The sequence below is a fragment of the Vibrio sp. 10N.247.311.12 genome, from assembly GCF_041467515.1.
Lineage (GTDB): Bacteria > Pseudomonadota > Gammaproteobacteria > Enterobacterales > Vibrionaceae > Vibrio > Vibrio crassostreae_C.
In genome coordinates, this window is sequence record NZ_JBFSUV010000024.1 from 20,462 (window position 1) to 46,188 (window position 25,727).

Annotated in this window: 23 protein-coding genes; 11 read left to right on the forward strand and 12 right to left on the reverse strand. The window is 43.7% G+C overall.

The window, feature by feature from the left end; translation table 11 throughout:
* Positions 1–416 precede the first annotated feature (416 nt).
* Positions 417–746 (forward strand): hypothetical protein, encoded by a 330-nt coding sequence (locus AB6E30_RS12120; RefSeq protein ID WP_372103745.1) that lies wholly within the window; start codon positions 417–419, stop codon positions 744–746.
* Between the two features lie 102 nt (positions 747–848).
* Here the strand turns inward: AB6E30_RS12120 and AB6E30_RS12125 are convergent, their stop codons facing one another.
* Together AB6E30_RS12125 and lamB are read right to left on the reverse strand one after the other, a co-directional pair.
* Positions 849–1,676 (reverse strand): MalM family protein, encoded by an 828-nt coding sequence (locus tag AB6E30_RS12125; RefSeq protein WP_372103748.1) that lies wholly within the window; start codon positions 1,674–1,676, stop codon positions 849–851.
* A 165-nt stretch (positions 1,677–1,841) separates the two neighbouring features.
* Entirely contained in the window at positions 1,842–3,062 is a 1,221-nt protein-coding gene (lamB, locus tag AB6E30_RS12130; protein ID WP_017058853.1) for a maltoporin LamB, read from the reverse strand.
* 434 nt (positions 3,063–3,496) lie between these two features.
* On the opposite strand from lamB, the gene glgX reads away from it, so the two are divergent.
* The 3 genes from glgX (at position 3,497) to AB6E30_RS12145 (ending at position 8,325) form a co-directional block, all read left to right on the forward strand.
* Positions 3,497–5,482: a glycogen debranching protein GlgX gene (glgX, locus tag AB6E30_RS12135; protein ID WP_017069732.1), complete on the forward strand. Its 1,986-nt coding sequence runs from the start codon at positions 3,497–3,499 to the stop codon at positions 5,480–5,482.
* 240 nt (positions 5,483–5,722) lie between these two features.
* On the forward strand, positions 5,723–7,465 hold the full coding sequence (locus AB6E30_RS12140) for a diguanylate cyclase (protein ID WP_372103751.1): 1,743 nt from the start codon (positions 5,723–5,725) through the stop codon (positions 7,463–7,465).
* Positions 7,466–7,596: 131 nt separating this feature from the next.
* Complete coding sequence (locus tag AB6E30_RS12145; RefSeq protein ID WP_017069730.1) at positions 7,597–8,325, forward strand: tRNA (adenine(22)-N(1))-methyltransferase TrmK; 729 nt, start codon at positions 7,597–7,599, stop codon at positions 8,323–8,325.
* Positions 8,326–8,430: 105 nt separating this feature from the next.
* Here AB6E30_RS12145 and AB6E30_RS12150 read toward each other — a convergent pair whose 3' ends face one another.
* Positions 8,431–9,375 (reverse strand): acyltransferase, encoded by a 945-nt coding sequence (locus AB6E30_RS12150; protein WP_017063993.1) that lies wholly within the window; start codon positions 9,373–9,375, stop codon positions 8,431–8,433.
* Positions 9,376–9,706: 331 nt separating this feature from the next.
* On the opposite strand from AB6E30_RS12150, the gene AB6E30_RS12155 reads away from it, so the two are divergent.
* Together AB6E30_RS12155 and AB6E30_RS12160 are read left to right on the forward strand one after the other, a co-directional pair.
* On the forward strand, positions 9,707–10,507 hold the full coding sequence (locus AB6E30_RS12155) for a ferredoxin--NADP reductase (protein WP_017058858.1): 801 nt from the start codon (positions 9,707–9,709) through the stop codon (positions 10,505–10,507).
* 612 nt (positions 10,508–11,119) lie between these two features.
* Positions 11,120–12,112, forward strand: a complete 993-nt coding sequence (locus tag AB6E30_RS12160) for a 2-hydroxyacid dehydrogenase (protein ID WP_372103753.1) — start codon at positions 11,120–11,122, stop codon at positions 12,110–12,112.
* Positions 12,113–12,232: 120 nt separating this feature from the next.
* Here the strand turns inward: AB6E30_RS12160 and AB6E30_RS12165 are convergent, their stop codons facing one another.
* The 3 genes from AB6E30_RS12165 to AB6E30_RS12175 all read right to left on the reverse strand — a co-directional run bounded on the left by AB6E30_RS12165 (position 12,233) and on the right by AB6E30_RS12175 (position 16,263).
* On the reverse strand, positions 12,233–13,105 hold the full coding sequence (locus AB6E30_RS12165; RefSeq protein ID WP_065583767.1) for a patatin family protein: 873 nt from the start codon (positions 13,103–13,105) through the stop codon (positions 12,233–12,235).
* A gap of 217 nt (positions 13,106–13,322) precedes the next feature.
* The gene (locus AB6E30_RS12170) at positions 13,323–14,774 is read right to left on the reverse strand and encodes a catalase (RefSeq protein WP_372103756.1); all 1,452 of its coding nucleotides are present in this window, start codon (positions 14,772–14,774) and stop codon (positions 13,323–13,325) included.
* A 286-nt stretch (positions 14,775–15,060) separates the two neighbouring features.
* Positions 15,061–16,263 (reverse strand): glycerate kinase, encoded by a 1,203-nt coding sequence (locus AB6E30_RS12175; RefSeq protein ID WP_102360730.1) that lies wholly within the window; start codon positions 16,261–16,263, stop codon positions 15,061–15,063.
* Positions 16,264–16,556: 293 nt separating this feature from the next.
* Here AB6E30_RS12175 and AB6E30_RS12180 point away from each other — a divergent pair, with 293 nt between their 5' ends.
* Entirely contained in the window at positions 16,557–16,766 is a 210-nt protein-coding gene (locus tag AB6E30_RS12180) for a hypothetical protein (protein ID WP_009845895.1), read from the forward strand.
* A gap of 163 nt (positions 16,767–16,929) precedes the next feature.
* Here the strand turns inward: AB6E30_RS12180 and AB6E30_RS12185 are convergent, their stop codons facing one another.
* The 6 genes from AB6E30_RS12185 to AB6E30_RS12210 form a co-directional block, all read right to left on the reverse strand.
* Entirely contained in the window at positions 16,930–17,811 is an 882-nt protein-coding gene (locus AB6E30_RS12185) for an L-ribulose-5-phosphate 3-epimerase (RefSeq protein WP_372083013.1), read from the reverse strand.
* Between the two features lie 8 nt (positions 17,812–17,819).
* Positions 17,820–18,467, reverse strand: a complete 648-nt coding sequence (locus AB6E30_RS12190) for a 3-keto-L-gulonate-6-phosphate decarboxylase UlaD (protein ID WP_017064001.1) — start codon at positions 18,465–18,467, stop codon at positions 17,820–17,822.
* A gap of 4 nt (positions 18,468–18,471) precedes the next feature.
* Positions 18,472–19,293, reverse strand: coding sequence for a pyridoxal phosphatase (locus tag AB6E30_RS12195; protein WP_372103759.1), 822 nt, complete (start codon positions 19,291–19,293; stop codon positions 18,472–18,474).
* 87 nt (positions 19,294–19,380) lie between these two features.
* Positions 19,381–20,079 (reverse strand): L-ribulose-5-phosphate 4-epimerase, encoded by a 699-nt coding sequence (locus tag AB6E30_RS12200; RefSeq protein ID WP_017064003.1) that lies wholly within the window; start codon positions 20,077–20,079, stop codon positions 19,381–19,383.
* A gap of 10 nt (positions 20,080–20,089) precedes the next feature.
* Positions 20,090–20,557, reverse strand: a complete 468-nt coding sequence (locus AB6E30_RS12205) for a PTS sugar transporter subunit IIA (RefSeq protein ID WP_017064004.1) — start codon at positions 20,555–20,557, stop codon at positions 20,090–20,092.
* 66 nt (positions 20,558–20,623) lie between these two features.
* Positions 20,624–22,462: a PTS ascorbate-specific subunit IIBC gene (locus AB6E30_RS12210; protein WP_017060920.1), complete on the reverse strand. Its 1,839-nt coding sequence runs from the start codon at positions 22,460–22,462 to the stop codon at positions 20,624–20,626.
* Between the two features lie 339 nt (positions 22,463–22,801).
* Here AB6E30_RS12210 and ulaR point away from each other — a divergent pair, with 339 nt between their 5' ends.
* From ulaR to AB6E30_RS12230, 4 genes are all read left to right on the forward strand, one after another.
* The gene (gene ulaR, locus AB6E30_RS12215) at positions 22,802–23,557 is read left to right on the forward strand and encodes an HTH-type transcriptional regulator UlaR (RefSeq protein ID WP_017064005.1); all 756 of its coding nucleotides are present in this window, start codon (positions 22,802–22,804) and stop codon (positions 23,555–23,557) included.
* Positions 23,558–23,677: 120 nt separating this feature from the next.
* Positions 23,678–24,745: an L-ascorbate 6-phosphate lactonase gene (ulaG, locus tag AB6E30_RS12220; RefSeq protein ID WP_102394249.1), complete on the forward strand. Its 1,068-nt coding sequence runs from the start codon at positions 23,678–23,680 to the stop codon at positions 24,743–24,745.
* A gap of 68 nt (positions 24,746–24,813) precedes the next feature.
* Positions 24,814–25,056, forward strand: a complete 243-nt coding sequence (locus AB6E30_RS12225; protein WP_017064006.1) for a hypothetical protein — start codon at positions 24,814–24,816, stop codon at positions 25,054–25,056.
* A 204-nt stretch (positions 25,057–25,260) separates the two neighbouring features.
* Positions 25,261–25,722, forward strand: coding sequence for a hypothetical protein (locus AB6E30_RS12230; RefSeq protein ID WP_017069722.1), 462 nt, complete (start codon positions 25,261–25,263; stop codon positions 25,720–25,722).
* Positions 25,723–25,727: the final 5 nt, after the last annotated feature.

Here is a 25,727-nt window from a genome sequence, read left to right on the forward strand (position 1 = left end):
TAATAAAAAGATAATAAAACCAGCGAAAGCTAGCCTTTGGGAGACGTCAGTCTCCCTTTTTTACAACTATTGAACCCAGCAGATTTAAGCAAATAATAAACAACTGCATCGCCCATTAAAATTCGGGGCATTTCCAACCATACTTTATAGCCCCTACATTCGATTACATGGCTGAAAACTTAGAACTAAAGGGAAAGGATATTCCTTAGAACCGTTAAAACCAAATCTTAACGATATATCATAGTAGGAATGCCGCTCTCCCTTAAGTGAACAGAATTAATCCTGGCAGCCTTTTTTGAAGGGTTACGCCCTACAATTACGATTAAAATACATTCAATTCTCGATGTAATATTCTATCAACAGCAAAACACCGCAGTTGTTTGCGGTGTCGTTAAATTTTGATTAGGAAAACTTCCATGAACCGTAAACATATCATCAAAACCATCCAAATGGGCATCGTGACTACAGCATTGATGGGCGGGATGGCTTTGGCTAATACCACTGTTCTTGTAGAATCTACCGACGCTGCTCGCGCCCTGGCACATACTCCTAGCACTGCAACAACGCAACAAATACAAGCTGAAAATGCCGCGCACAAACAGGCACTGCAAACACTTGAAAGCAACGGTAATGTTGATCAATATATGGAAACGGATAAAGCAGGGGAAACGACTACTGGTCACGTATCAAAATGCGAAAATACAGAAGTCCCTTTAGGCGAGAAAGTTGCTGAACATTGCAAATAAAAAGCATATACATTAAAGCGGTATTCGATAGGGTTCCTTAGAAGATGCTAACCGATGCTTAACTTACAAGCATTGCACTTTTAAAGGAACCCTTTATCTATATTACTTGGCGTTGACGGCTCGCACAAAGGCTTCTTGTGCACCTTCTATACCAAGGGCTTTTGCTTCATCTAATAAGCTAAGTGCTTTGGGAATATTGTCTGCGTCTACTGCTGCTTGAATGGCATTATGGTAGTAAGTTTGTGTTTCTGGTTGAATAGTCTCAACCTTAGCTGCTGCCGCTGGTTTAGCGTTAGATTCACTGCTAGAGCCAAATAAGAAGAAGCCCACTCTATCAATAGTCACTTCAATCTTACCGACATTCGCGTTTGGAACGGGGATGTCTTCTACTTCTGGCAGGTAGTTACCGCGGCCTTCCGCATCTAAACGTGCAGGGTGAATGACATCAGTAAAACCACCAAGATCTTCTTGCTCTGTATAGATAACTAAGTAAACAGATTCAGCAGTTGTCGGTGGGTAAAAATCATTTTCTGCAACAAGACGGTTGCCCAAATGCAACCTAGGCTTCGCGTATTCGAAGCTCTCTTTGCCATAACGCTCTAACTCGCGACCGTTTTTATCGTAAATCACGGCATTCGGCACAAATGCTGTATCACCGATCATGCTGGTGATCTTAATAGAGTATTCACCGCGATCCGCTGGTAGCTCGATCGCTACTACAGGGCTGTTTATACCCTGATAGTTTAAAATTTGACTGTCTGGTGTTACATCGAAAATTGCCGAGCTTGGAAGCTTCATCGGGGCAAATTGAAGACCAGCAATAGAGTTAACTTGTTCAGCCTGTGCCACTTGCACTTGCTCGACTACTTGTGCAGATTGACAACCGGCCAACGCAACACAACCACTCAACATTAGAGCTTTAAAATACATAACCCTTCCTTCTTGTTATTTTTTTAAGAAATTTACTAACTTTAATTACCACAAAGAGAACTATTCACCTAGGGAACGATCAACTTAATCGTACATTCCTTAAAAAAATAGCCGACGCGAGCCGGCTATGAATTAGGACAGTTTAGGATTGGTTAAGCTAAGTGTTTACCACCAAGCTTCAGCTTGGATACCGAACACGTACTCAGTATCGTCGCCGTTGAATGCATCTTTGTTTTCAGTATCTAGGATGTAAGAACCGTAAACACGAATTTCAGGACGAGCCCAGAAGCTGTCACCCATAGCCCAAGCTTGAGCTACTGTGAACTTAGCGTTACCGAAATCTTCTTTAGCTAAACCGCTGTCTGAAATTTTCTCACCAGCATTGTAACCTGCTTCGAAGATAGTACGCATAGTGTCGTTCCACTTGAACATTGGACGAGCAACTACAGAGTACTGGTCGATATCAAAGTTTTTGTTTGTGTAAACGCCTGCAGCTTGACCACCGATGTCGCTACCAGATAGGTATGCTAGTTGGTGACCCATTTCCCAAGATTCGCCTAGGTTCATTACACCCCAGTTGATCAAACGGAAACCAGATGCATCGTTGAATGCTTCAGTACCACGAGCGTAGTATGTACCTGAACCCCAGAAGTTAGCCGCCTGAACACCGTAACCGTTAGTACCGTATTGAAGGATAGTTTGGTGGAAACCGTTATCCATACCTTGGTGAATGATCGCAGAAGCTAGTAGGCCATCATCCGCTTCTTCACTCTTATCATCAGAGTCAGTTGCAAAGTTGTACGCTAATGCTAGCTCTAGAGATGCATCTTGCCATAGGCCAATGTTCGCTAGACGAGCATCAAAAATGTAACCTGTAGACTCGTCGTGGTCACCGTCTTGAATCAGCGCAACAGAAAGCTTCTGGTCACCAATAGATAAGTTTTCAATACCACCACCGGTACCTGACGTGTTTAGGAAGTAAAAGTCAGTGATGTGGATATCTTTACGTTGGTAGTATGTTTTACCAGCCCAAAGCGTTGCTTCTTTGTCTGAAGCGATCACGCCTTTAGCTTTAACAGCAAATTGTGCAACGTTGAAATCACCGTCTTCCCAACCATTAGAACCGTTGTTGCCTTGAGCAATCATAGATTCTACGCGCCACGTTTGCTCGCCAGTTTTTAGTTCTTCAGCTAGACCAAACTCGTAGTAGTTGTCATTTTCGTTACCTAGACGACCAATACCGTTTTTATTTACTGATACGTCGCCGTTACCGTTACCGCTAATACCAGTACCAGCACGCATGTAGCCATTAAAATCTACAGCGAACGCAGAGCCAGCAGCTAATGTAGTTGCCACTGCAACAGCAATCAAACTTACTTTTTTCATTCTTAACTCCATTAAGGACGATTTATTTTAGGTTTTTATATTTTTGCTCTCTTGCGGCAACCAAAGGCAGTAATGGTAGTCGTAAGATAGAGAGGTTTAGGGTTTCCCCTGATTCGTTTCAACGGGGTCAATATTAAGAGGGGATGACAAGTTTGACTTCCTCCGCCCCTAAGTTAATTAAGGGGGACTAGAGGGGAGTAGAAAATATACAGAATGGTGTTTTAAAGAGGTAGATCACTTAATATAGGAGGAGTAGACAGCACACAGATCTAATTATTCAACATAAGTGAGATCTAGCTCAAATATATAATTTGAACTTCATCGATGAATTATTTTTTTTACCGTAATTAATCTGTGAAGTTGCTTGACCTTATTGTGACAAAGCTTTTTACTTATAGTTCACTGATGTCGATAAACGAACAAGAAATCAAGCAATGACTAGAACGCTCGCTCGCCCTTATCCGCTAGGCGCAACGCTAGGTAACACTGGCTGCAACTTCTCTATTTATTCTCCTGACTGTAAATCTCTTTCACTCGCTCTTTTTGACGAGAACGACGAATTCACCACTTATAAATTGGAAAATGAATACGCTGATATCAGATATGTCTTTATTGATGGTATTAAAGCGGGGCAAAAATACGGCTTCATTGCCGAAACGGACAATGGCCCTATCCTGCTTTCAGACCCGTATGCCAAAGCAATAAGCGAACCGCTCGATTACGTCACGCCATATACCAATGAAAAAAGCTTTGCTATGGCGAAATGTGTCGTTGTTGATGACACCTTCGATTGGCAAGATGTAGAAAAGCCACGCATTAGCCGCGAAGATACCGTTCTTTTTGAAACGCATGTAAAAGGTCTATCTCAACTGCACCCAGAAGTGGCTGCCAATACTAAAGGACGCTACTTAGGGTTAGTGAGCCCTGAAATGCTTGCGTTCTACAAACAGCAAAATATCAACTCTCTACAGCTTTTGCCCATTGCCGCATGCATGCATGAACCACACCTATTAGACATGGGTAAAGTGAACTATTGGGGTTACAACCCATACTTGTTTATGGTGCCTGACCCTCGCTACGCAGAGAAAGATGCCGTAAACGAGTTAAAGACTGCGATTCGCGAACTGCACCGCAATGGCATCGAAGTCATTCTAGACGTGGTGTACAACCACACAGCAGAAGGTGGGGAAGGCGGAACCACCTTCAACCTAAAAGCACTCGATAGCCGCTACTACATTAAACATGGCTGCCATTACGCGAACTTCACTGGCTGTGGAAACACCGTCGACCTTACCCACCAACCTGCACTCAACTTAGTGATGGATACACTTCGGTACTGGGTGAGTGAATTCCAAGTCGACGGCTTCCGTTTTGACTTGGCAGCGACACTGGGGCGCGAAGGTGACAACTACAACCCTGAGGCTGCTTTCTTTAAAGCCGTAGCTCAAGACCCTGTACTTAAAGAAACTAAGTTAATCGCAGAGCCGTGGGATATTGGTCCTAATGGTTATCAAGTGGGTAATTTCCCGCTTGGTTGGAATGAATGCAATGACAAGCTGAGAGACATCACACGTAGCTTCTGGCGCGGTGATCAGGGTTACCTAAAAGAGTTTGCTACACGCCTAATGGGCTCTCGTGATATCTACAGTGCAGCGCACTGGCCTTACAAACTCACCGTCAACTACATCACTTACCATGATGGCTTCACCATGCAGGACCTTGTCTCGTACAAGCACAAGCACAATGAAGAAAATGGTGAGAATAACCGCGATGGGCATGGTGATAACCGTTCGGAAAACTACGGTGTTGAAGGTGAAACCGAAAACCTGTTAGTTATCGCAACACGTGAAAAGCAGAAACGCAACTTCATGGCGAGCCTGCTGTTTGCTTTTGGTATTCCTCATATTTTGACGGCCGATGTGTTATCTCATACTCAAAAAGGTAACAACAACGCTTACTGCCAAGATGGCGTGACCAGCTGGCTTAACTGGGAAGATTCAGAGCGCAAGACTTACTTCAAGACTTGGTTATCTGAAATGATCTCTGCTCGTCAGCAATACATGGTGCCGTTTATTAAGGCATTCAGTGGCGAAAAGCGTAACTCTAACCGCATCTTCTGGAGCCGTGTCGATGGCACACTTATGGAGCATGACGACTGGAACCGCTTAAGCTCAGTCGCTTTGCATTTAGGTATTGGTAAAGATGGCGACGAGTTAATTTATCTTATCAACCAAACCAATGCGCCAGCACGTTTCTCGTTACCGAATGACCGTGAACAAAACTGGGTAACCATCTGTGATACCAACTTGCGAAACGTTAAACCCGGTCATGCAGAAGGTGAAATGTTGTTGTCGCCAACTTCGATGGCAATTTTGCACTATTCGCCAGATCAGGCTGATTTGATTAAAGCAAAAGCTTAGTCAGCTTAATAAAACACCGAAAACCATAGAAGCCAGTTATATTTGCAGCTGGCTTTTTTGTTAGCTGAATATCATAAAAATCATTCATCCATATGGAATCATTTGCATTGATGTGGTTAATGAAACTGTTTAGTATTGCCGTACTATAAAAATGAATCTATAACGTCTTTGGATATCATGGCTTTACCTAAAACATTAATTCGGCTTTTTAAACCATACATTATTTTATTAACTGGAGGGATGCTCTATCTTGCTATGACTCAGCTTGAAAAAGTAGAAACAGCAGCAACAGAACAATCATCATCAAACATTCGTATCGCAAGCTCTACCATTCGTTCCAACATCGAAGCCACATTCGGCAAACTCTATTTTTTAGAAACCAGTCTAGGCTTGCCTAAAACGGCTCCAATCGGTGATAAAAAATTCAGAGAATTGAGTGATAATATTCTAAGAAGAACACCAAATTTCTCCGATATCGTTCGATACCAACCTAACTCCCAACATTATGTCTCCACTCGTGGCCTTCCTCTTTCCAATGAACAAATCGCCACAATACAATGGCATTCAATAGACGGTGTTGTAGAAGATTTTTACATCTCTTCCGTTTACCAAAAAGCCGATGGACGATGGGTTTTCGCCGTTAAACACACTGCAGAAAAGCTCAACGAAGAAATATGGATTGAGTTTGATTTAATGCATACCACGCAAGGTTTAAGAGATTTAAAAACGCTTAATAATGGCTATGTATTTGTTGTAGACAGAGCAACAGAGCGACTGGTATTCCACCCGGATCCACAGCGTATCGGTTCTAAATCCATCAGCTTCCATGCAGGGATCAGCCACCAACTCTCACAAGGTGAAACCGTTGGTAAGCACGAATATTACTATCAAGATAACTTCAAAATATCGGTATTTGACGCAGACAACAGCTTAAATTGGGTGTTCATTGCGGGCACTGACCGCCATGACATCTTAACCAGCTCACATCAATTTACGTTGACGGGCTTAGTACTGGGCTCACTCCTGCTATTGTGGATTGGTGCCAACTATCTGGCTTATCGTTTGAACGTGTCCTTGTCGCAACTGAATAAAGTCGATGACCTTGTAAGCTTTAAGCGAGAGTTAAAATCCATACTGGATAGTTTCACCTACCAAAAAGGCATTCAATTCTGTCTCTATCAGCTTGAGAACCACGCATTCAGTACCATCGACTATCACGGAAACAAATCCACGGTACATTGTGACAAAGCCCTTGCAGAGCGATTTACACCGGACACTATGGCTTACCGAAGTGGTAAGTACGCCGATCCACTGGCGTGTAAACTCAAAATACACCAACGTCATTACTGTATTCCTTTGCACTCTCGTCAGCAGTTGATCGCAGTGTTGTACGTAAACGTAAACTTACCGATCAGCCAGAGTATTCTACGAATGATCCGTGATTACACTGAAGTCTCTTTGTCTAACTTACTGCTTCAACATCAATTGAGCAGCAAAGATCTGATGACGCAGTTAGACAATAAGAGCAGTTTCAGCATCGCCATCGAAAACTACGTGAGCGAGCCCGATACCTATGTCGCTCTGCTTGATATCGATAACTTCGACCACGTAAACCGAGCCTACGGTGAAGCGGTTGGCGACAAGATAATCAAGCTGACTGCAGAATCGATACGCAGTTACTTCCCCAAGCCAAAGGGACTTTGCTTGGCTCGTGTTGGAGGAAAGGAGTTCGCAGTATTATTCAAAGCCAATGATGTGAAAGATGCCAAATTCCAGCTAGACCAGTGCAGAGTCGCAATCGCGGAGAAAACCATCGTCACTCCAGATATCACCTTATCGCTAGGGGTTAGCGTGGGATACTCGCAAATAGAGGGTGAAACAGACTCAGCTTTAGCGCTGGCGGAACAAGCGAAACTTATCGCGCAACAACTTGGTAAGAACCGAGTGGAAGGCCATATCAGAGCCGTTGCCAAAGCATCGTAAACCTATACTTACATTTCTGTAGCCACTACAAAGCACCTAGGATTCATACCCTAGGTGCTTTTGTTTTTATGGAAAGTCATTACAATGCGCGTTCAACACGACAATACCCCTTTTCTAACGACACGAGCCTTATGAAGCTAAGTAACCGACTGCAAACTCTCCATTCCCTTGTCAGCAATGACTACCAACATATTTGGGACTGTTGTTGTGATCACGGCTTCTTGGGTGTTCAACTGTTGTCGGATAACAAAGCACCTCAGCTTCACTTTGTCGATATTGTCCCGTCTCTTATGAGCGATTTGGAAAGCAAACTTACGCGTTACTTTCCGCAAGGTGCAATAGCAGAACAGAAAGTGACTAGCCAATGGCAAGTCTACTGTATGGATGTCGCCGCTATCCCGCTTGAGAAACATACTGGCAAACACCTGGTGATTATTGCGGGCGTCGGTGGCGATCTTACTCAAAAGCTCGTCGATGATATTCATCGTCAACACCCAGACAAAGCGATCGATTTCTTGCTTTGTCCGGTGCATCAGCAATTCGAGTTGAGAAGCCATTTAAAGGCGATCCATTTTGGTCTTATTGATGAAGTGTTGATTGAAGAGAACCGTCGTTACTACGAGATTTTATTGGTGAGTAATAGTCGCGGTGATTCAGAAAAGAGCCAAACCGTTAGCGAGATATCAAACGTCGGTGACAAGATCTGGACACCAAGTTGTGATGAACAAGTGAAGGTATCACAGCAATACAAAGCCAAAACATTGCAGCACTACTTACGTATCCATCAAGGACAAGAGAAGCAAGGCAAACCTAGCCAAGTAAAGCATATTATTGATGCTTACCAGGCGGTTAAGCCATAGTAAGTACTAACTTAATGGTTTGAATATTAAGAAAGTCAAATTAATAAAAAAGCCGATAGTTCAATGAGCTATCGGCTTTATTAATGCTATCGATTCAGTTTTAGCTTACTGTTCTTGTTTCTTATAAGCCACATCAGGCTCGTCAACTGTCTCTACCTCAGAAGGCTTATCAACCCCATAAACCGTATCAAGGTAGACGTCTTTCTCTTTCCACGTGCTGTTCAACCAATTGTGGAAGCGACGTTTAAAAGCCTTATCTTCAAAGTAATTACCGTTCACGTTCTCATCCATTGGATGCAATTTAATACGCACAACGACCTTAGTCATTTTGCCCTTCAGCATATCTTCAAACGGAGAGGTTTGGTTTTCAGGGTAAGCTAAGGTCACATCCACGATGCCATCCAAAATTGGGCCCATTGCAGATAAAGCAAATGCCACGCCCCCAGTTTTCGGCTTCAATAAGTGGCGATAAGGGGTCTTTGCTGACGCCAGTTTCTCGTGGTTTGCACGAGTCCCTTCAACAAAATTAACCAATGTTGTCGGTGCTAATTTGAACTTAGTACACGCTTTATTGATTGCATTAAAATCATCATTACGGCGTTCTGGGTTGCGTAATAGGAACTCACGAGAGTGGCGTCTCATGAATGGCATATCTAAGCCCCAGCAGGCCAAGCCAACAAATGGTACGTACAACAATTCATGTTTCAAGAAGTACTTCGTCATCGGCATTTTGTCTTTTAGGATTGAAGACAAAATCACAATATCTGCCCAGCTTAGGTGGTTAGACATCATCAAATACCACTGCTTGGTCGAAATATCTTCCCCCCCTTCCACTTGCCATTCGATATCGTTATTGGCGTTCAACATCCATAAATTAAGAGAAGCCCAACACCAGAATGTGAAGTTAGCTAAGCGAGTGCATGATTTTTGAACGACAGAAATTGGCAAAATAAGTTTGATTAGGGCAAACAGGCTCACAGCCAATGCGGTGAATGCAGTATTAATGGTCACGAACAATACGTTCAAGGCCATACGAAGATTATCAAGCATAAAACACAGTTATATTGAGAACGAAAGCCGCCATTATACGCATCTATAAATTATTCTCTTCAGTAATTGGTTGAATATCCTAGGGGTCAAACCACTCAACCTATGTTAACGATGTTCAACCAGCTAAAGTCTATTAAAATGAAACCAAAACACATGCACGAGTCATTTGGACTCAAATAGTATATTGTCTTTTTGACAACATTCGACCCAATAATTAACCTTTAATAAGTATTGATAAGCATTCTCATTATTGGCGTGGTACATGCAACTCTAAAGTGTAAATAGTTGAGTATCCTTAATGAGATAACTTCTCTTCTTAAAGGTGGATGATATGACAGATATTCCTCATGGTTTAGTTACAGGCAAAGTCCTAAACAAAACAGAATGGACAGATCAATTGTTCTCACTCCAGGTTAGTGCACCTGTCTCTTCTTATCAGGCAGGTCAGTTCACGAAACTTGGCTTACTTAACAGTGAGGATGAGTTCGTAAGACGCGCCTATTCGATGGTGAACGCGCCAGAGCACGAACAAGGTCATCAACATCTGGAATTTTTGATTATTAAGGATCAGAACGGTCAGCTTTCACCTCAACTTCATGAGTTGAAGATGGGCGATGACATCTTTGTCGGCAAAGACCCAAGTGGCTTTATGACCTTAGATGAGATCCCAGAGATCGCCGACGATCTATGGATGCTTTCAACCGGAACCGCGGTAGGCCCATTTATCTCAATACTTGAGAGCATGCAGATACAGCAAAATGAGTTGGCTTCAGACAAAGCCTCTTCATTCAAGAATCTGGTTCTAGTGCATGCTGTAAGAACAGAGCAAGACCTGACTTATCGAGATCGTATCACTCAACTCGTTAATCACTTTCAAGGGAGACTTAAATATGTGCCAATTATTTCTAGAGAATCAGTTACCGGAACTTTGCGCGGACGAATCCCAAATTTGTTACTTGGAGGCGACCTCGAGCAAGCCGCGTCTGTCGCTTTCAATCAAACCCGCAGTTTTTTCTACCTTTGCGGCAATCCGCAAATGGTTCGTGACACAAGCGAAGCGCTAACTAGCTTAGGTTTCGAAAAGCACTTACGCAGAAAACCCGGTCAATTCAGCAGTGAGAACTACTGGTAAATAACAACCGCCACTCGTTAGACAGAAGCACAACTTTCAAAGAACAGTTAGAGAAGAGGTTTTATATGAGTCATTTACGTATTCCGTCACACTGGAAAATTCAACGTTCCACACCCGAAAGTAAGATTCATTCAATATTGATGAACTTATAAGCAAGCAACCTCGTAATGTGATTTTTAATGTTCAATAAGTGAAGACAAAAGATCAAATAACCATAGCAATTACAATGACTAATGGTGATAGACAAGAGAAAAAAACTCTAGCACACTGAACAGAGTTGTAGGGCATGTTGACCTATCGAGCTGATTTTTGCAGCCGTTTGTGGGTTATTTATACAAGGCAGAGAATTCGACGTGTAGCTCGCCTACATGAGAATTCGATAACGCTGTAGAAAGGAACCACAAACACTGCCCGAAGGGTTCGGCTAAAATCGTTTTACTCTTTGTTGAGAGGGTTTTGCTTAGAATGACTAGGCGGCAAACCTCTCGTCGCGATTAAAACGATTTTATCTCGAACAAAACTTAACCGCGAAAGGTCAACATGCCCTTGTTTTAATCACGTTTCAGAGAATGAATTAGTGGGTTATTTATATTTTAGGTAAGAGAGGAAGCCATGCTCAACATTGCTTTTTTTAGCTCAAAATCATACGACGAAAAATCATTCGAACTGGCAAAAGGCGAACTCAACGCTGAGTTTCATTTTCACGATTTTCGACTCACCACAACAACAGCAAAAATGGCGCACGACAACGAAGTGGTTTGTGCGTTTGTAAACGATGACCTATCGCGAGACGTGTTAGAGATTCTTGCTAAAGGCCGCACCAAGTTAATCGCGATGCGCTGTGCGGGCTTTGACAAGGTCGACCTAGACGCAGCCAAAGAGTTTGGTCTGCAAGTGGTTCGCGTTCCGGCTTACTCACCAGAATCGGTAGCAGAACACACGGTTGGCATGATGATGTGTTTGAACCGTAAACTACACAAGGCATACCAACGCACTCGTGATGCGAACTTCTCTCTTGAGGGGTTAGTTGGCTTTAACTTCCACGGTAAAACGGTCGGTGTGATTGGCTCGGGTAAGATTGGCCTAGCGACGATGCGAATTCTGAAGGGTTTAGGCATGAATATCCTATGCTATGACCCATATCCAAACCCGTTAGCTGTTGAGTTAGGCGCTAAACACGTTGAACTCGACGAACTTTACCAAGAGTCTGATGTGATTTCTCTGCACTGTCCGATGAGTAAAGAGAACTACCACTTATTGGATGCAACGGCATTTGAGAAGATGAAAGATGGCGTGATGATCGTCAACACCAGCCGTGGTGAACTGCTGGATTCAACCGCAGCGATTGAAGCGCTCAAACAAAGCAAAATCGGCGCGCTTGGTCTTGATGTTTACGACAACGAGAAAGAGCTGTTCTTCCAAGACAAATCTAACGATGTGATTGTCGATGACGTATTCCGTCGCCTATCTGCTTGTCACAATGTATTGTTCACAGGTCACCAAGCTTTCTTGACCAAAGATGCTCTGTTCAACATCGCCAATACAACGCTCACCAGTGTTGATGCCTTCTTTGCTGGCAACACCAGCGGTAACGAACTCGTTTAATCGCTAATTGAGTTAATAGCAGACTGAGTTAAAAACAAACTAGGTCTACAAATACAAAGCCACGCTATTCTGAAGTGAACAGCGTGGCTTTGTCGTTTATCCAGTATCCTAAAAACGTTCCTAGACGCAGAAATGACAATCTTCAGTGTCTAAACCATAAACGCCTTTTCTAATAGCAAGGTGCTCTTCACCGGCTTTGACGCCCATCTCGTAACCTGTATTAAGAGTACTTTGATCCATAGTTAAACGCTTTACTGCGAACGCTTCTGGCGGCGCTATCACTTTAATGGTCGCATCTTTGGGTGGGTTACGAATGAACTCCAGAGACTGGTTGTAGTTTTCAGCACGCACCGCCATCGATTCAGCAATATTTGGGAATTTCTTTAATAGTTTCTTCAGCATCCATTGGTGCTTTTGAGGCTTCATTCGGTAGCTCAATGGGTGAGACAGAATCACGGTAATATCGCGTGCGCCACGGCGATATGCTTCACGAACCGGAATCGAATCGGCTACACCGCCATCGGTATAACAGCCACCAGAGAAACACGGAGTTTCACGGTAAGCGATAGGTAAAGCCGTTGTTGCTTCAACAACATTAGAAAGGTTTTCTGGCTTAATATGGTAGTAGTCTGCACTGCCCGTATCGACATTTGTGACAGCAGCAATGAGTGGGATACTTGAAAACAACTCACCACAATCGAGCGGATAACGTTGATTGGATTCGTTCCATAACCATTTAACATCTACCAAGTTACCGCCTTTGGCAAAGCGAGCAGGATTAAAGAAAGTTTTATCCGTCGCCATCGTGGTGATCACATCATAACTGCGTTTTGGTGCATGAGATAAGTAGCCAACCAGATTCGACACACCTGCAGATACGCCGATGGCAAAATCATAAGGACGGAAATCGTCTTGCATGAAGGCGTCTAAAACTCCAGCAGCAAAAATACCTCTCATTGCTCCACCTTCAACGATTAATGCGCTCTTATTCATCTCAAACTCCTCTACTTTCTAAACTGATAGTCGTAGAATAATCCCATCACTCTTACAAAGATAATGGGATAGATTTATCAATTCGATAGGTAAAAACTATCAATGTGGATTATTAAATTTTTCAATGATTTATGGTTGCTTAATAAACAGCGAGATCAAAAAAGGCCGTTGAGTGATTCACTCAACGGCCTTTCAATTAACGAATCAAGATGATTGATTACGACTTAAATTCGCTCACGTCGATTTCAAGCAGTTTACCAATGCCTTCACCGTATGCAGGGTCAGCTTTGTAACAGTGTCTTAGGTGACGCAATTGAATCTCTTTTGGCACGCCGCCTAGGTTGCGAGCAGTGTTATCAAAAAGAATCGCTTGCTTCTCTGGTGTCATTAGGCGGAACAAGTCACCCGGTTGCGAGAAGTAATCTTCATCTTCGCGGTGATCCCAGTGTGCTGCTGCGCCACCTAGGTTCAGTGCTGGTTCAGCGAAATCTGGTTGCTCAGCCCATTGACCTTCGTTGTTTGGCTCATAACCTAATGTGCCACCGAAGTTACCATCGACACGCATCGCGCCATCACGGTGGTAGCTGTGTACTGGGCAACGAGGCGCATTCACTGGAATGTGCTGATGGTTTACACCCAAACGGTAACGTTGTGCATCACCGTAAGCAAACAGACGACCTTGCAGCATCTTGTCTGGCGAGAAGCTGATACCTGGAACTACGTTCGCTGGGTTGAATGCTGACTGCTCTACTTCTGCGAAGAAGTTTTGCGGGTTACGATTTAGCTCAAATTCGCCCACTTCGATCAACGGGTAATCTGCATGAGGCCAGATCTTAGTCAAATCGAACGGGTTGTATGGAACCTTCGCTGCATCTGCTTCTGGCATCACTTGTACTTTCAACGTCCATTTCGGGAAATCTTGGTTATCGATGCTGTCTAGCAAATCACGTTGGTGGCTTTCGCGATCATCACCGATCACTTGTGCCGCTTCTGCGTCAGACAAGTTCTTAATACCTTGCTGAGATTTGAAGTGGAATTTAACCCAGAAACGTTCGTTGTCAGCATTGATGAAGCTGAACGTGTGACTGCCGAAACCATGCATGTGGCGGTAAGTCGCAGGGATACCGCGATCACTCATCACGATAGTAATTTGGTGAAGTGCTTCAGGTAAAGAAGTCCAGAAATCCCAGTTGTTCTTCGCGCTACGCATGTTAGTGCGAGGGTCACGTTTAACGGCGTGGTTTAAGTCTGGGAACTTAAGAGGATCACGAAGGAAGAATACTGGCGTGTTGTTACCCACCATATCCCAGTTGCCTTCTTCAGTATAAAACTTCAACGCGAAACCGCGAATATCACGCTCCGCGTCCGCTGCGCCACGTTCGCCAGCTACCGTTGTAAATCGTGCAAACAGATCCGTCTTTTTACCGATTTCAGAGAATAGTTTAGCTTTGGTGTATTGAGTAATATCGTGAGTCACAGTGAAAGTGCCGTAAGCCCCTGAACCTTTCGCGTGCATACGACGCTCTGGAATCACCTCACGATCAAAATGCGCCATTTTTTCTAAAAACCAAACATCTTGAAGAAGTTGAGGACCGCGTTTACCCGCAGTTTGAACATTCTGGTTATGAGCAACAGGACAACCCGCAGCTGTAGTTAATTTTTTACTCATCATCTATTCCTTATTACCTTTTAGATGCACCATCTTTGTTGCATCTTTACTTCTGAATGGTGGCTATTCATCACACAAAACCACGCAGTAATTAAGGATATAGAATACGCCTGGGCTAAAGTAAAATATAATCGTTTGTATTTATCGTTATCATGGATAAAACCTATCAAATTAATGATCTAAATCATAATCATTCAATATTGACAATAATATTTACAATATAATAATCATGAACTTACAACACGCAGAAAACCAAAGCTAGGCGCAGCCTACCTCGTAGAAGCCACTATTTTTGAGATATTTTGTGACCTAACCGTAAAGTCGCTGCGATATTTCTTGCCGTTCTTGTTAAGTTAAGCTCCGCCTCTTGTAATACTTTTTCTAAAGTTTGTGGCGATCTTACAGTTCCAAACAAGCTGCTCATTTCGCCGTAAAGCGCTTCTACTTCGGTGCCTAAAGATCCGGCAATTCCTATGGTTGGAATGCCCTGTAAGCTCGCACGTTTGGCAATGCCATAAGGTGTTTTTCCTTGCAGAGTTTGATTGTCCATCTGCCCTTCACCGGTAATCACAAGGTCGGCACCTTTCAACACATCATCGGCTTGCAAAACGTCCAGTACCATCTCGATACCGGGTTTAATTTGCATGTTGAATAGCAAACCAAGTCCCATCGGCGAGCCACCAGCCGCACCATAACCCATACGCTTTTGAACGGATTCACCGCCGTCTACACAACCTTGCGTTTCTGCGACTTGAGCAAAATTCGCAAGCGCCTTATCAAGCATTAAGACTTGTTCAGGTGTCGCTCCTTTTTGCGGACCAAATACATGGCTGGCACCGTTATCCCCACACAATGGATTATCAACATCGCATGCCACAATCAACTCGACATCTGCATAGCGCGAATCCAAACCTGTAAGATCTATTGATGCTAATTCTGCAAGTGCAGCACCACCTCGGCCAAGCTCTTGTCCAGTACTATCTTGCCCTTTGCCATCTTGCCCTTTACTAACTAACAAGCGTCCACCTAACGCTTGAACAATACCTGCACCACCATCGTTGGTCGCACTGCCACCCAATCCTAAAATAATGCTCTCAGCACCTTGTTCAATGGCTTCTAAGATCAATTGCCCTGTACCAAATGAAGAAGCTATTAACGGGTTACGCTGTTCTGATTTAAGTAAATCCAAACCAGAGGCAGCGGCGATCTCAATTAAAGCCGTTTTCTTAGGATTCTGATCCGACGGTTCTAGCATTGCCCATTCTGCATTGACTGGTTGCCCTAACGGCCCTTCGACTTGGCTATGTCGCTTTTCACCAAAAAGCCCTTGGAGCAATACATCCACAGTCCCTTCACCGCCATCGGCCAAAGGCAAGGTCACATAGTCAGCGTCAGGGAAGATTTCACGAAAGCCCTTTTCGATACACGCTGCCACCGATAAGGCAGATAAAGACTCTTTAAACGAGTCTGGTGCAATAACAATTTTCATACTGAGAGATCCAAAAGATTAGTAATTTTGATGAGTGCCCGATCCAAAAATGCCCCTATTGAAGATCAGCAAGCTAATCACTTAATAGGGGCAGTATATAAAGTAAATACTAAGCACATAACGTCACCCTCACATTGAGGTTATTGATACCCGCAATTTGTGAGTTAGATCTACTACTTACATATTGGAATCATAGATTGAGAGCATCGACCGAAATTTTAGGATAGGCAGAGTAGAGTTGCATAAATTGAAGATGGTATAGTCCACGAAAATCAAACATCTTGGACATCATCATGCATTCTAGCGACATCATCAAATTGGCAAATTTAGGCGTTAATATCGAAATTTCAAAAGACTCTTCATTGCATCCCTCTGATGCGTTAGAAGTGGTAAAGATTGTTGCTGAAATCGGTAGCCAAATCGTCATCAAAAAGAAGTACCACACAGACTACCTGATTCAGATGGCTGAAGTGGGCCGTGATCATGTGACTATTGCTGTTTAAGAACAGCCACTATTTCGAAATTGACATAACCTCAGCTTCAACAGTTTAGAGCGACATGTTGATATAAAAATGCAGCATATTGGGGGGCAATATGCTGCATTTTCTCTTTTCGTTAGGAGCACCGAGAACGCAAAGAGAAACTAGTTAATAATTCTAAGTAGAGTTAGTGGTCAAACAACATCGGAACACCCGTTTGCACACAAACATCATTCAGTCGTTTTTGTGCCGTAAGTATATTCTCTTTCCAACGTTCATCTTGAGCCCACATCTCAATCACGAGTGGTACGACGCACTCAGTCTCTTTCAACGTTTCAAAAATGGCATTAAAGTCGACTTCACCATCACCAATCACTAAGTCTCGAAATTGACCTTTGTATTCGTTAGTCACTTTATAAGTGTCTTTGAGGTGGATCTGAGTGATATGAGGCTTGCTCAACTTTAGTTCCGTCACTATGTCGTAATTCCAACCGGAGATATTACCCACATCTGGATACGCCGTGAAATACGGTGAATTGACTTCACGACTCAGCACTTCAAACTTGCTCAAAGAGTTCAAGTAATCGGTATCCATGATCTCCACAGCGAGCATAACGCCCGACCTTTCCGCCAACTGCGCAGAAAGCTTCATGCCTTCAATGAACCTCTGGTGAGTAACCTTATCCGCAGGCTCGTAGTAAACGTCATACCCAGCCAATTGGATGGTACGAATACCCAATTTGTAAGCGAGTGAGATCGCTTTTTCCATATGGATAGCCGCTTGTTCACGAATCACCGGATCTGCAGATCCAAATGGGAACTTGCGATGCGCGCTTAAACACATGGATTGCAGCGGTACACCATGCTTTTCACACAGGCGACGTAAGACATACACTTCATCGTCATTCCAATCCAAACGGCTACGGCGCTCGTCTGATTCATCTACCGATATCTCAAGAAAATCAAAGCCGAGCTCTTTGGTTGTTGCCAGTTTGTCTTCCCAGCTGAGTTCGTTAGGTAGGGCCTTCTCATAAAGCCCTACTCGGTGGCGTAATAAGTTTTGGTACATAACGCCTCCTAATTCCAGTAACGGTCGATCTGAGCTTTTAGTGCTTCTGCTGTTTCTTTACCTTTTTCACCCGCAAGTGCGCGACCTGCAATAAAGGTTTTCGCTTTAATGCCTTCAAATAGGTAAAGGTCTTCAGGCACGATGCCACCTGTGATAGAAAGCTCGATGCCCATTTCAGACAATGCACGCATCTTCACAAGATCTTCTTCAGTCCAGCCCACACCAGCTAATTCAGCGTCACGAGAACGGTGATAGATAGCTTGAGAGATACCTAGGTCGACCCAAGATTGAGCATCGTCCATTGTCCAATTGCCGTAAATTTCGATTTGTATTTCACCGTTAAATTCGTCAGCGACTTTCTTACACGCACCAATGGTTGCGATGTGTGCAGCCGCAGAAACGGTTATCCAATCAGCACCCGCTTCGAATGCCATTCGAGCCAAAATTGCGCCGCCATCGGTGGTTTTCATATCGCACACAAGGATATGGTCTGGGTGGTTTTTACGAAGGGTAGAAACCGCTGTCATACCTTCAGCAAAAGCCAAAATAGTGCCCACTTCAATCACATCAACAAAGCTTTCAACGTTGTTTGCCACTTCAATTGCGGCAGGAAGATTTGTTTGGTCTAGGGCGATCTGAATCATTGGTTTAGTCATGTTGTTATCCTTTAATTTGTTCACGTATTAGACGGGCTAAGCCATCATGGTTGTTATCTGTTGAGCACACGCGTTGAACGTGTGATTTGACGATGTCATCAGCATTGAGCATCGCTACACCGAATCCGGCGTACTTAATCATGGATATGTCGTTGTGGTTATCACCGACGGCAATGACGTCATCGGCGTGATAACCGAGTTCTGCGATGTATTCAGCAAGGCGTAGGCCCTTACTGTTACCTTTTGCAGCAAAGTCGATTCGGTTTGACCAAGAACGCTCACCGTTGAAGTTCTCTCCTATCCATGGGTGTTGCATTAAACGGTCGACGGAATCTTGGCTCCCCTCTACCACAAACTTCCAAACGTGTTCAGCTTGTTGAGCTGTTTCTATGAATGATTCCACTTGGTAAATTTGAGGGCGATGCTGCTCTGGTGCCGTTTCTGCCCAACTTTCCAATGCCAACATGTAGGCAAATGGGTTGTAGTGTGAGTACGTCATGGCATGCGTGATGTACATGACCATTTTGAGCTGGAACTCGTCTGCCATATCGATGAAGGTCAGCGCTTTGTCTTTATCTATCGCGTTTTGAGTCAGTACCGTTTCAGTTTGATAGTCATAAACATAAGTGCCGTTACAGCAAATGATTGGCGTATCTAACCCCAATTCGTAGTAATAAGGTCGTGCTGCTGTGTGGTGTCGACCAGTCACAATCACGACATGACAACTTTGTTTGGCTTCTTGGATCGCCTTTTTTACTTCTGGATGAATCGTGTGATCATCCTTTAACACGGTTCCATCGAGATCTAACGCCAGCACTTTATACATAGAGTCCTCTACTTATTCCCTGAAGTCGGGCCTAATCAATATTGAAGCTACTTCGAATAGAAGCGACTTACTTAAACGAAATCCGATTTACTGTTGGCCGTAATAAGCATTTTCACCGTGCTTACGTAAGTAGTGTTTGTCGGATAGTTCTGGCTGAATTTTGATGCCGCTATTCAAGGTGCGCGTTGCCAACGCCATTGCCGACACTTCTTCTAATACCACCGCGTTATGAACGGCGTCGTTGGCATCTTTGCCCCAAGAGAACGGCGCATGTCCTGCAACAATCACACTTGGAACGGCCATTGGATCGATTCGACGTTGCTTGAACTCTTCAATAATCACCAAGCCAGTATTTTTCTCGTACTCTTCAGAAATTTCAGAGTGAGACAATCGACGTGTACATGGGATGTCACCGTAGAAATAATCAGCGTGAGTGGTGCCTAAGGCTGGGATGTCGATACCCGCTTGTGCCCAAATGGTGGCACTGCGTGAATGCGTGTGAACAATGCCACTCACTTCAGGGAAAGCTTTATAGAGCTCTAAGTGCGTTGCGGTATCGCTTGAAGGATTGAGTTTCCCTTCAACAACCTTGCCTTCGAGATCGACGACCACCATGTCTTCAGCCGTCATATCACTGTATTCGACACCTGATGGTTTAATCGCTATCACTCCGTTAACACGGTCAAACTCAGAGACATTACCCCAAGTAAATGTCACCAAACCGTATTTCGGAAGTTGCAAATTGGCTTCTAAAACACGTTGTTTCAATTGGCTATATTTAGACATCGTTGCCTCCTTACGCCGCTTCCGCTTGAAGCAATGCAGCATCAATTAAACGCGCCACTTCTTCTGGGCTTTTGCACGCGCGAAGTTTTGAGAAGTCTTCATCGAATTCAATCAAGTTCGCCACTTGCATGGTGCCTTCGATGTGCTCTTCTGAGTCCTTACCCGCTAGTGTTATCAGCACATCTACAGGCTCATCAACACCTTCAAACGTAATTGGCGTTTCAAGCACGGTTAGCGCAAACCCAGTACGAATAACACCGTCTTCAGGGCGGCAATGTGGCAGTGCGAACGCATCGTGAATACAGATATAAGGGCCTTCTTCACCAATCGCTTTGGTAATCGCGTCGTAGTAACGCTCTTCTGCAATACCCGCTTTCACCAATGCATCAGTCCCAAGCTTGATCGCCGCTTTCCAGTCAGCTGCTTTTGCGTTCAGTAGGATAGAGTTATTCTTGATAAGAGATTCTTTTAAGTTCATGTTATTGCTCACTTATATAATTGTTTTTATTGGCTCAGCAGTGCGACACCACTGAGCCGTTTTTAATTATTTATGGAAGTTGTTCTCGATGATGGAAACAAGTTCGTCGCCGAAAGTTTTCACCATAATCATGTTCTTAACCGCTAACTGTTGCTTACCTTCCGGCAGACCCGTGATCTTCGCTGCAAGAGCAACCGAAGTAACGATGATGTCGAATGAACCAAGGTGTGATTTGTAATCAGTGATGGCGCTGTTAAAGGTCGAGCTTGGGATGCCTTTCTTGTCCAAATACTCTTTGATTTTCTTAGAGCACATCATTGAAGAACCTTGTCCTGAGCCACAGCACACTAAGACACGAACCGGTTTCTGGTCAGCGGCTGGTGAGATTCGAGTTTCTGATGTTGTAGAAGCTGCCGTTGTTGAAACAGATGGTGCTTCAGCGGTTGCTGTCGATTGTTGTGGAACCGCGACTTCAACCTCAATACCTTCAGGCGTTACTGCGGTCATTGTTTCAGCAGCAGCTTCTGCGTCTTCTTCAGCTCGTAGTTGCTTAGAAGCGAAGTACATGTAGATGCCAGCCAAAGCCAAAATCACAAAGAAGAACATGCTAGAGCTTGAGATACCTTGCATGATTGGTGGGAATACCAGAGCCCAGTCAGCCATGCCCATCCAGCCATTAAACTCAGTACCTGATTGAGCGAAGATATGGATTGCCCACGCAGAGCCAACCACTTCGATGATGCCCATCACGAAACAGATCTTCATCACCGCTTTCCAGCCACCAAAGTGGTTAGCAAACACACCGATAGTGGCGTTCGAGAAGAACATTGGGATAAAGCCAGGAATGATCATGATTGGTGCGTCAAACGCTAGCATTGCAAGAACAGCGGTGAATTGACCCACTGCGCCCCACATGAAACCAAATACCATTGCGTTAGGAGAGTAGGCGTAAATAGCAGCACAATCGATTGCTAAAACAGCGTTAGGAATAAGGCGTTGAGAAATACCGTTAAATGCCTCGGACAGTTCCGCAACGAACATGCGAACACCAGTAACGATGACTTGAATGGCAACAGCGAATTTCAAACCAGTTTCAAAAATGTAGATAAACCAGTGCGTTTTACCTGCCATGTCCTGAAGGTTATCAAGACCGAACGAAAGAAGAATAATGCCGAAGAAGCCAGTCATTACTAACGTTGTTGCAGCGATACTGTCGTGGAAAATGTGTAACCACTTAGGCAGTTTGATGTGGTCAACACTGTCGTTCTTGTCGCCAAGCTTCGGTGCAACCTTGGTGGCTACCCATGAAGCAAACTGTTGTTGGTGACCAATCGAGAAACCCGCACCACCAGTGACTTCTTGAGTCGGCTTGAACATGATGTTTGAGGAGATACCCCAGTACAACGCCATCAATATTGCTGAATAAATAATGGTTTCCCACATACCTGCACCAAGCACGAAGTAGAAAACAGCAATGAGGCCAGCTTGCTGGAACATGATATGCCCAGTCAGCATGATGGTTCTGATACCCGTAATACGTCGGAAGGCAACAAGTAGAATGTTTAGCCCAAGAGCCAGTAATACTGCATACCCAACCCAAGAGTAGTTGTCGCCCATGGTTTCCATGGTGGACATCATGGAGGTGTACGGGTCAATTACCGATCCCGTTAATCCATGTATTTCACTCATTTTTTCAATAACCGGTTTAAAACCCGCTACCAATGTTCCTGCACCTACCTGCACTATCATGAAACCAACGATGGTTTTAATAGAGCCGGAGATAACAGTTGTTGCGTCACGTTTTAGAAGGATGTAGCCGAGACAAGTAACAAGACCGAGTAGCAACGGTGCTTTGGTCATTACCTGACTGTAAAAAATATAGAAAATATCGTATAAGAATTCCATATCTTTACCCCTGATTGATTTTTAATTTTAATGATTTGTAGGATGTGATGATTCTAGTTTTGCTCACGAACTAGACTTTACCAATCAAAAGTAATCATTCAATGCTCACTTGTGATTACTTTGATTTATATCAATTAACCACACCCAGAATGTGCTTAATTGAGCTTTAGATCACACGTAAAAATTATAAATACAATAAAATCAACCACTTATAAAACATTGTGATTAATGTCTGGTTTTTATAGCGATGTGGTTTGACAATCATGATGGTGATTATTAGAATCAAAACAAATCAAAAGTAATCATTAAATTGTCACAACGACAAAAAGAGTGATAAATATGAATGAAGTACAAAGACATAACGGCATCTTGTCGCTGTTAGAAGATATGCAGACAATCAACGTCTCTCATATTATTGATAAATTTAGCGTTTCTCCTGCTACTGCTAGGCGCGATATCGCTAAGTTAGATGAAGTTGGCCGACTTAGAAAAATTCGAAATGGTGCGGAACGAGTAGAAACTCAGAAGAGAAAGTGGTCACCACTGAATATCAACAGCACTGAGTTCTATGAAGAGAAATCAGAGATTGCTCAAGCAGCTGCAGGGCTTTGTCAGGCTGGCGATACAGTCGTGATCAACTGTGGTTCGACGGCTTTCCTACTCGGTCAGCAATTATGTGGCGATGACGTTCAAATCGTAACGAACTACTTTCCACTCGCAAGCTACTTGATCAACGAAGATCATGACGATGTCATCATCATTGGTGGTCAATACAACAAAGCGCAGAACATCTTTCTAAACCCTGCCCCTAATTCATTAGGCGGCTATGCGGGAAACTGGATGTTCACCTCAGGTAAAGGCTTAACCGATGCCGGGCTGTACAAAGCCGACATGTTAACGGCCGTAGCCGAACAACAAATGCTCGAACAGGTCGATAAGCTTGTCGTCGTGGTCGATAGCTCAAAAGTTGGACAACGTACCGGAATGCTCTTTTGCAGCACCAAGCAAATAGACATTGTCATCACCGGTAAAGACGCCAATCCCGAAGTCGTAAAACTAATTGAAGCTCAAGGGACGCAAGTCATCCTAGTTTAAATCGCAGGGCTAACTAGCCCACCAATAATAATAAATTTAGCTCAGTGCCTTAATCCAAATTAAGGCGCTCGGCTCCCTACATCCAAAATTAATCAAATTATTGAAATAAAAGGTATTATCATGAGCAATGTAAACGAAATCACTCGCGAGTCTTGGATCCTAAATACATTCCCTGAGTGGGGCACATGGTTAAATGAAGAGATTGAACAAACAGTTGTGCAACCGGGTACGTTTTCTATGTGGTGGCTGGGTTGTACAGGTATTTGGCTAAAATCAGAAGAAGGTGCAAACCTATCAATGGACTTCTGGTGTGGTACTGGTAAAAAAACACAAGCCGTTCAAAAAATGAAAAACCAGCACCAAATGATGCGTATGGGCGGTGTGGAAGCACTTCAACCAAACCTACGTACCGCGATCTTCCCATTGGACCCTTTCGCTATCAAAGAGATCGATGCAATTATGGCATCTCATGACCACGGCGACCACATTGATATCAACGTTGCAGCGGCAGTTCTACAAAACTGCGGCGACCACGTTAAATTCATTGGCCCTAAAGCGTGTGTTGATTTATGGATGAAATGGGGTGTGCCAGAAGATCGGTGTGTTATTGCTAAAGTTGGCGACGAGATCAAAATCAAAGACGTGAACATCAAGGTTCTTGACGCATTCGACCGTACAGCTCTAGTGACACTTCCTGAAGGAACATCTTCCCTAGACAAAGAAATTCTAGACGGAATGGACGACCGTGCAGTGAACTACCTAGTAGAAACAACAGGCGGTTCAGTTTACCACTCTGGTGATTCTCACTACTCAAACTACTATGCTAAACACGGTAATGACCACAAGATCGACGTTGCACTGCTTTCTTACGGTGAGAACCCACGTGGCGTAACAGACAAAATGACATCTTCAGACATTCTTCGTGCTGCTGAGTCTTTGAACTGTGAAGTAGTTGTTCCGTTCCACCACGACATTTGGGCTAACTTCCAAAATGACCCGCGTGAAATCGAAATGCTGTGGAACATGAAGAAAGAACGTCTTCAATACGGCTTCGCACCTTTCTTCTGGCAAGTTGGTGGTAAATACACATACCCAACAGATAAAGGCCGCATGCACTACCAGCACTTCCGTGGCTTTGCAGACATCTTCACAAATGACCCAGAACTGCCATACCGCGCATTCTTGTAAACATTAAGAAAAGCACTAACTAGGGAGCAATGCGCTCCCTTTTTTTATCATCGAATAAGGATGTTGATATGGTATTACGTGAGTTCAAAAAACATTTCAGTCGTGGCGACCTGAAAGCAGCAATTGGTGTCGTGTCCCCTGGAGCTAATGGTTATTACTTAATGGTCAAAAGTCATAAGTGGGGAGTAAACAGCTTTCTTGAATCCGACAGAAAAATGCAACCCAGGGTATTCAAGACTCAACAAGCTTTGTTGAACGCCGCTAAAGCAATCGGTTTTTCCTACCACTCGATTGATATCCAACATTTATAATCAAGATGGTTAGATATTGGGTTGATTCTGTTATCGGTGTCGCTTCGTAAAATAACCAAACATTCAGAGCCTGAATACCACAACTCCAAAATCATCTATTTATCCACTCGATAAAAATAATTCTTACAATTAAGCGTGTTTATTCGTTAATAATATTGTTACTCAACGGCATAATAGTCATGAATCCATTCAAAGAGTTAGGTTATGTTCTACAAGCGTCTTTTGGTATTGGCTTTACCGCTTACTTTTGTGTTTTCCACCCATGCTGAAACGTTTGGTGAACGAATGGCGCGCATCGAACAAGAGAATGTACTGGCGAAAACCATGAGTGAAGAACAAGTTGAATTGATACAAAAAGTCGTACAGACCAACCACTGCGCTAAAGTGGCGTTAACCCATCACCAACGCATTTTGGGCCAATATAAGGTTGAGACATCTTCTTCTGAGTTATTCGTAAAATGGCGTCAACTCGGTAAGCAGTTAGACGCTCAATACGAGATGGATTACCCCGGCTACCCTAAGCACGCTTTTCAAGAATATCCTGCGGCTTCAGGCAAAGTCGATGGCTACCTTTTTGCTCTAATCGACAATGGTTTAAACGAGCAATCGTGGATCGCCAAAGAATTTAAGCAGTGTAAAAAGAATAAGCTCATATCCCGAACCTAAGCTCT

Bases quoted from the DNA above. Each gene is read 5' to 3' on its own strand.
- AB6E30_RS12120 (WP_372103745.1), top strand. From the start codon at position 417: ATGAACCGTAAACATATCATCAAAACCATCCAAATGGGCATCGTGACT.
- AB6E30_RS12125 (WP_372103748.1), bottom strand. From the start codon at position 1,676: ATGTATTTTAAAGCTCTAATGTTGAGTGGTTGTGTTGCGTTGGCCGGT.
- lamB (WP_017058853.1), bottom strand. From the start codon at position 3,062: ATGAAAAAAGTAAGTTTGATTGCTGTTGCAGTGGCAACTACATTAGCT.
- glgX (WP_017069732.1), top strand. From the start codon at position 3,497: ATGACTAGAACGCTCGCTCGCCCTTATCCGCTAGGCGCAACGCTAGGT.
- AB6E30_RS12140 (WP_372103751.1), top strand. From the start codon at position 5,723: ATGCTCTATCTTGCTATGACTCAGCTTGAAAAAGTAGAAACAGCAGCA.
- AB6E30_RS12145 (WP_017069730.1), top strand. From the start codon at position 7,597: ATGAAGCTAAGTAACCGACTGCAAACTCTCCATTCCCTTGTCAGCAAT.
- AB6E30_RS12150 (WP_017063993.1), bottom strand. From the start codon at position 9,375: ATGCTTGATAATCTTCGTATGGCCTTGAACGTATTGTTCGTGACCATT.
- AB6E30_RS12155 (WP_017058858.1), top strand. From the start codon at position 9,707: ATGACAGATATTCCTCATGGTTTAGTTACAGGCAAAGTCCTAAACAAA.
- AB6E30_RS12160 (WP_372103753.1), top strand. From the start codon at position 11,120: ATGCTCAACATTGCTTTTTTTAGCTCAAAATCATACGACGAAAAATCA.
- AB6E30_RS12165 (WP_065583767.1), bottom strand. From the start codon at position 13,105: ATGAATAAGAGCGCATTAATCGTTGAAGGTGGAGCAATGAGAGGTATT.
- AB6E30_RS12170 (WP_372103756.1), bottom strand. From the start codon at position 14,774: ATGAGTAAAAAATTAACTACAGCTGCGGGTTGTCCTGTTGCTCATAAC.
- AB6E30_RS12175 (WP_102360730.1), bottom strand. From the start codon at position 16,263: ATGAAAATTGTTATTGCACCAGACTCGTTTAAAGAGTCTTTATCTGCC.
- AB6E30_RS12180 (WP_009845895.1), top strand. From the start codon at position 16,557: ATGCATTCTAGCGACATCATCAAATTGGCAAATTTAGGCGTTAATATC.
- AB6E30_RS12185 (WP_372083013.1), bottom strand. From the start codon at position 17,811: ATGTACCAAAACTTATTACGCCACCGAGTAGGGCTTTATGAGAAGGCC.
- AB6E30_RS12190 (WP_017064001.1), bottom strand. From the start codon at position 18,467: ATGACTAAACCAATGATTCAGATCGCCCTAGACCAAACAAATCTTCCT.
- AB6E30_RS12195 (WP_372103759.1), bottom strand. From the start codon at position 19,293: ATGTATAAAGTGCTGGCGTTAGATCTCGATGGAACCGTGTTAAAGGAT.
- AB6E30_RS12200 (WP_017064003.1), bottom strand. From the start codon at position 20,079: ATGTCTAAATATAGCCAATTGAAACAACGTGTTTTAGAAGCCAATTTG.
- AB6E30_RS12205 (WP_017064004.1), bottom strand. From the start codon at position 20,557: ATGAACTTAAAAGAATCTCTTATCAAGAATAACTCTATCCTACTGAAC.
- AB6E30_RS12210 (WP_017060920.1), bottom strand. From the start codon at position 22,462: ATGGAATTCTTATACGATATTTTCTATATTTTTTACAGTCAGGTAATG.
- ulaR (WP_017064005.1), top strand. From the start codon at position 22,802: ATGAATGAAGTACAAAGACATAACGGCATCTTGTCGCTGTTAGAAGAT.
- ulaG (WP_102394249.1), top strand. From the start codon at position 23,678: ATGAGCAATGTAAACGAAATCACTCGCGAGTCTTGGATCCTAAATACA.
- AB6E30_RS12225 (WP_017064006.1), top strand. From the start codon at position 24,814: ATGGTATTACGTGAGTTCAAAAAACATTTCAGTCGTGGCGACCTGAAA.
- AB6E30_RS12230 (WP_017069722.1), top strand. From the start codon at position 25,261: ATGTTCTACAAGCGTCTTTTGGTATTGGCTTTACCGCTTACTTTTGTG.